The sequence below is a fragment of the Microbacterium sp. 69-7 genome, assembly GCF_001897985.1.
Lineage (GTDB): Bacteria > Actinomycetota > Actinomycetes > Actinomycetales > Microbacteriaceae > Microbacterium > Microbacterium laevaniformans.
Window position 1 is genome coordinate 1 of the sequence record NZ_MKRU01000089.1, and the last position, 5,598, is coordinate 5,598.

At 63.0% G+C, this 5,598-nt stretch carries 5 protein-coding genes; 1 reads left to right on the plus strand and 4 read right to left on the minus strand.

Annotation, left to right across the window (positions count from 1 at the left end; all coding sequences use genetic code 11):
- From BGN98_RS09640 to BGN98_RS09655, 4 genes are all read right to left on the minus strand, one after another.
- Positions 1 to 574: GIY-YIG nuclease family protein (locus tag BGN98_RS09640; RefSeq protein ID WP_288121143.1), on the minus strand; the 574-nt coding region annotated here is incomplete at its 3' end.
- Positions 561 to 2,195 (minus strand): Eco57I restriction-modification methylase domain-containing protein, encoded by a 1,635-nt coding sequence (locus BGN98_RS09645; RefSeq protein WP_288121144.1) that lies wholly within the window; start codon positions 2,193 to 2,195, stop codon positions 561 to 563. The genes BGN98_RS09640 and BGN98_RS09645, both read right to left, overlap by 14 nt.
- Positions 2,192 to 4,348 (minus strand): GmrSD restriction endonuclease domain-containing protein, encoded by a 2,157-nt coding sequence (locus BGN98_RS09650; RefSeq protein WP_288121146.1) that lies wholly within the window; start codon positions 4,346 to 4,348, stop codon positions 2,192 to 2,194. Before BGN98_RS09650 ends, BGN98_RS09645 begins: the two co-directional genes overlap by 4 nt.
- Before the next feature lie 11 nt (positions 4,349 to 4,359).
- Positions 4,360 to 4,992, minus strand: coding sequence for an N-6 DNA methylase (locus BGN98_RS09655; protein WP_288121148.1), 633 nt, complete (start codon positions 4,990 to 4,992; stop codon positions 4,360 to 4,362).
- 198 nt (positions 4,993 to 5,190) lie between these two features.
- Between BGN98_RS09655 and BGN98_RS09660 the strand changes: the two genes are divergently transcribed.
- Complete coding sequence (locus BGN98_RS09660; RefSeq protein WP_288121150.1) at positions 5,191 to 5,502, plus strand: hypothetical protein; 312 nt, start codon at positions 5,191 to 5,193, stop codon at positions 5,500 to 5,502.
- The last annotated feature ends 96 nt before the right edge of the window (positions 5,503 to 5,598 follow it).

A 5,598-nucleotide genomic window follows, 5' to 3' on the forward strand; every position in this document is an offset into this window, starting at 1 on the left:
CTTCGACGGCAGGTTTGAAGGTCATGACAAGCACGCGATTTGCGCCCATCCGCTTGGCGAGCTGGTAGCTCGTAAACGTCTTGCCGAACCGCATCTTCGCGTTCCAGAGGAACTCCGGAACCGCGTCGGCGTCATCAGCCCCCCGGCTCGCGAAGTACTGCAGGGTGCGTTCGACGGCGGATGCCTGTTCCTCACGCATCGAGAACGTCGCGTGGTGCGTACCCTCGAACGTCTTGCCGACACGCAGCTCGGCGATCGCCGTGCGGACATCCTCGGCGGTGCAGCGCATCCATTCCAGAGTCGGGTTCGCGAACTTCTTCTGCTTGAGCCGCCGACGCACATCGTGGTCGGTGATGAAGGACCCGTCGGGCCTGTCGGCCGGCTCATCGATGACGATCTGGTAGTTCGTGATCGCGGCGGTCTTCGTCTGCTGCGCGACCCGCTTCTTGACAGACTGCGTCGTCTGCCCGACCTTCAGCAGCCCACTGTGCGCCTCATCGTCGATCGAGTACGCGTAGATCCGCAGCCGCGACTCGGGCTTCGGCGGGAGGAGATCGGCCTCAGTCTTCGACATCGGCCGCCTCGTCGTCCAGAGTCATCGGCTTGATCTGCGACTCGATGTACTCGATCTGCCCTTCGTCGAGTCCGTACTTGCGATACAACTCTTCGTCAGTCCAGCGCTGGTCCCAGGACTGCTGCGGCACCCAGGTGTACGTGAAGTTCGACGCGTGTTGAGTGATCTTTCGCAGAGATACGAGGAAGCGGAAGAACTTGGTCGTGTAGTACGACACGAATGATCGAGCCGAGGCCTCGGAGTCGAACGGGCCGATGGCCAAATAGGTGTTAGTGCAAACCTCTCCCGGACCCGCCACGATTGGCTTCCCAAGAATGACCGCAGGGCGGAAGCCGACCGTACCTCGACCATCGGATGCCTCCGGCACAAACACCTTCCATGCATCAATCAGGGCCGAGCCGCGAATCACTTCGGATCCAGCAATGTGTCCGGCAAGGCGCCGCCCTGGACGGACATAATGCAGAACGAGGTCACCGGGCTCCCGCTCGGGCTTAACGTTCGCGAAATTTGTTGAAACTCCGAACGGCTTTTGACCACTCGCGATAGCGGCGACCGAAGGCTCTCCAAGCGCCGCAACCTCGTCGACGATCTGCGCCCCCTCGCTGTCCCGGATGAAAACATCGTGCCTGCCCAAATCGCGACGCGAGGGTTGAGAGTGCTCTCCGCTACGAACGGTCACCACCTCGGCTGGCCCATCGTACGAGGAGTCCCAGACGAAGTAGCAAACGCCGCCACCGATCTCGACGCCAGTGCCAAACACCTCCGACGCCACAGGAAAGTCCACGAAGTCGCGGATCCTGCGGTCCGCTAACATCCTGCCCCTGAACTCATCCAGTCCTCGGCCACCCGCTATCCAGCGCGCTGGAACGATCATGCTAAGCAGACGCGGCTCCATGCGCTTCGCCTGGTCGATGAACAGGTGATAAAGCGGGATGGTCCCAGTGATCTTGGTGTCGGCCTGATCCGTGTTCAGCTGATACGGAGGGTTGCCGACAATCACGTCGAATTGCACTTCGACTCCAAACATTTGCGCGAGGCGCTTCTTTATATCGAGGGTGTGTATGAAAGCGTAGGCGTGGGTCTCGAGTTCGTCGCCTCGCCCCCACGCGCCTATCGCCGCCCCGCAGTACGCGCACTTGTCCCCCGCCCAGGTGTGCTCGGTGCGCTCGAACCAGATGTTGCCCCAGTCGCGATCGAAGGTCTTCGCGACGGAGTGCTTCCCGGTGGCATCCTTCGAGCAGTAGACGCTCCGCCGTGCGAGCAGCGCTGTCAGCTGCGTGATGCCGATGCCGTACACCTGCTTCGTCAGGATGTGGTCGACGCGCTCCTGAAGGTCGGGTATCTGTGCGGCCAACCCATCCGTGAGCCGGCTCGTGATCTCGCGTAGGAACACCCCTGACTTCGTGAAAGGGTCGAGGAAGGTGACGTTCGGGTTCTCCCAGATGGATGCTCCCCCGCTGTCGGCGGCCCAGGCATCCGCGACGGTGTCGAGCATCTGGTTCGCGAGCTCGGGCGGGGTGAACACCTCGTCGTTCGACAAGTTGGCGATGCATGTGAGCACATCGGGGTTGTGGCTGCGCAGCGTGAACGCGGCTCGGGGCGAGAGCGTGATGTCAGTCACGTCAGCACATCCTCGGCGGTTGCCGCATCGTCATCGTCGGCCTCGGCATCCGCGCCGAGACTATCGAGATAGTCGCTGCGGACATCCGTGAGGCGCCGGTCGGAGCCATCGAGACCCCAGAACCACCACCCGTTGACCCCGCCCTTCCCGGTATAGACAGCGAAGGCGGCTGCGCTAGGCGAGTCGTAGGCCACACCGTCGATGTAGAGTCGCCCATCCTGAGACACGACAGCCCGCGCGCCGTTCCGCGCCTGCAGGCGCGGGACGAGTTCTGTGCCGGCCTCCATCCAGCCCGCAGCGATGAGCTGGGCGATGTCGACGCTGGCGCGGGTCACAGGCGTGGGCGGCGCCGCCTCGAGGCCCACGTGCCCTGCCGGCGCGGGCCAGATCGCACAGATCTGACTGATCATCCGTCCGGTACGCGCGATGATCGCGTCTTCGCTCCACCCCGCATCGTCCGCGAGCGCGAGCGCCTCCTTTGTGATGAGAACGTCGTCAGATGCCACGAAATGTGCGCGCTTCTGACCCCACGCACCGTTGGAGATCTTGCTATTGAGCGCCTGCGTGACAATGGTGAGGTTGCCGAGCTGCTGGATCCTGCGATCCCGCTCGAGCTGATGTTCCTCGTCGAGATCGTCGTCCCAGTGCGCGCGCCACTTCTGAGGCATGAGGTGTTCGATCGTCGCCTTGTCGCGCACGATCGGCCCCATCGCGAGCGGGTTGACGCCCGGGTACCCGCGTTTGGCGTCTTCTAGAGCCTCGAGCACCATCCGCAGGCGGTTGCGGCGGTAGTTTCCGTACACGTTGGCATCGATGAGTGCCGTGTGCACCTCAGCGTCGCCGGGCCAGTATCCGACCGCCGTGTGGCTGGCGACGAGGAACTGCTCGACCGCTTCCGGGAGGCGGTCCTTCAGCTGGCGGCTGAGGTGCTGCATCAGGTCGACGAGGAACCGGTTGGAGCCTTGCGACGGCGCCTTCACAAGCGCACGGCGCACGAACCAGCTCTCGAGCAGATCGAGGATGCGAGCGCGATCGTCATCCGTCACGCCCGCTTGCTCCGGCTCGTCCAGCCAGATCAGCAGCGGTCGGCTGATCTCCGAGTCGAGCGTTCCGACTCGGTAACTGAACAGCTGGGAGCGCGTCAGCGGGCCGATGGGGTTCTCGGAGCCCTCGATGATCGCACGGTAGTGGTCGGCTGCTGCCTTGATCTGCGGCAACAGGACGCTGACGTCCTTCTCGACCGTGTTGACGTAGTGCTTGAACTGCGTGAACACCTCGCGGATGGGAAAGTCCATCAACGTCCGCGCGATCAGCCACTGCCAGAGAAACAGCGAAGCCCGTGGGTTCTTGATGCGACCCGAGGTGACCTCCGTCTCCCACCAAGGAGTTTCGAAGTCTGCCCAGTTCGCGAGGTAGTCTCGCTCGGCGACAGCGGAATCGATCTGCTGGAAGATGAAATTCTTGATGAGGTCGGCGGCCGAGAGCGGCGTGCCGCGGGCATTCAGCGTTTCGAAGATCGCCTGAGCGTCTTCGTTAGCGTCGAGGCGGATACTCGCGATCTCGAGGCGATCGGTGATCGCCCCCACCAGCAGCGTCGCACGTAGCTCTGCGTTCTCCCCGAGCCAGGCGTCGATCGTCTCGGAGAAGAATCGGTGCGCATCCCGAAGCCGCGACGTCGGGAGCGGCCCGTAATCGACGGGGGCGGACGCCGACATGACCGCGTCGAACGCGTCGCGATCGCGGTTCGTCGGCCATAGCTTGAAGCGATCCTGGTCGCGTTTGCGGTAGCTTTGCGGATTCTCCACGAGGCGGAGCACCTGGTCGGCGAGATCGGTGAGGTCCCGCTTCTCGAGCTGCGCGTGCAGAGCGTCGAGCAGCAACTGCAGAGTGGTCAGACGCTGCTGACCGTCGATGACGTTCCACGTCGGCAGCCCGCCGAGCCCCGTCGGAATCTGCTGGATGACAATCGCCCCGAGAAAGTGGGTCGCCTCCTGATTGTGCCCCTCGATGACATCGATCAGCCGGATGATGTCCTCCCAGAGCGGCTCCCATTGTTCGCGCTGTGACCAGACGTACGGGCGCTGGAACAAAGGAACCGTAAGTCGCGTCGGGTTGTAGAACACATCCCTCGGCTTGACGACATCGGTCTTCATTCAGTGCTCCCCTACGTGGCGGCGATCTCGGCGATGGTCATGACCGGGTAAGTACGCACCGGCGTGAAAATCTCGTGCTCCTCGAAGGCATCGAAGAGGGTGCCAGATGCCGCCGAACGCTGAGTTAGCGCGTCGAAGCGGAAGTCACGGCGTTGAAATCTTCCCCGACCGAGATAGCCCCACTCCGGGAAGACGATGGGCCCGCCCGTGGCATCCGTCATTGCGAGCGCGTCGCCCTGGACAATGTTCACCGCTAGTACGGCCCGCGCTGCGTGCACCAGCGTGTCGTCCTTCGACAGTCTCAGTACACGGACGACAGTATCCGCGAGATTCTCGCGGCACTCAACGGCATTGTCGGGCAGCAGTTCGATTCCATAGATGCACATCAGGCCAAATAGCGCATAGTGACGCTGCTCGAACTCACTCTTACCGTAGCGCGCCTCAACGACGGCGAGCTTGCGCTCAAGCACCGGTACCAGGAAGTTGCCCGAACCACAGGCAGGCTCGAGAAACCGCGAGTCGATGCGCTCCGTTTCATCCTTGACGAGATCGAGCATGTCGTTGACGAGCCAGCGCGGCGTGAAGACCTCACCATGGTCAGCCACACGCTGCCGCGACTTGACCAGTGGCCGGTCATCGTTCAATTGAGCACCCTCCAGTTACATTGGTAGATCCTACTGGGGAGCGTCGACAGCGGGTCGCGTGCGATACCTCCTCGCAACGCGCAATCGTGTGAGACAGACCGCCTGATGCGATGCGGCGTCAGCGCACCAGAGGCATTCGCCGTCGAAAGCTGCCATCGGGCGGCGTATCGTCTCACCGACGTTGACGACACAGCACCAGTGTCCGACACTGTCCCCATACTGGCCATCAACCCGCCACGATCGGAGGTCGAGATGGGCAGCGTCACCCCGTACGAGACGGCGAAGGGCCGACGCTACCGCGTGCTCTATCGCAAGCCCGATCACACCGAGGCGGAGAATCGCGGCTTCACGACGATCCGCGAGGCGAAGCTCCACCTCTCGATGGTCACGGGGTCGAAGTCGAAGGGCGAGTACATCGACCCCACGTCGTCCCGTGTTCCAGTTCGGATGTTCGCCGGCAGCTCGCGGCGCTCCAGCGGCCGCCCAAGTCGAAGCCGTCGTAGTGCATGACGCTCGAACGTGCGTGGAAGAACCACGTCGCCCCCGTTTGGGGAGATCGGGAGATCCATTCGATCCGGCGCTCTGAAGTTCAGGACTGGGTGTCCG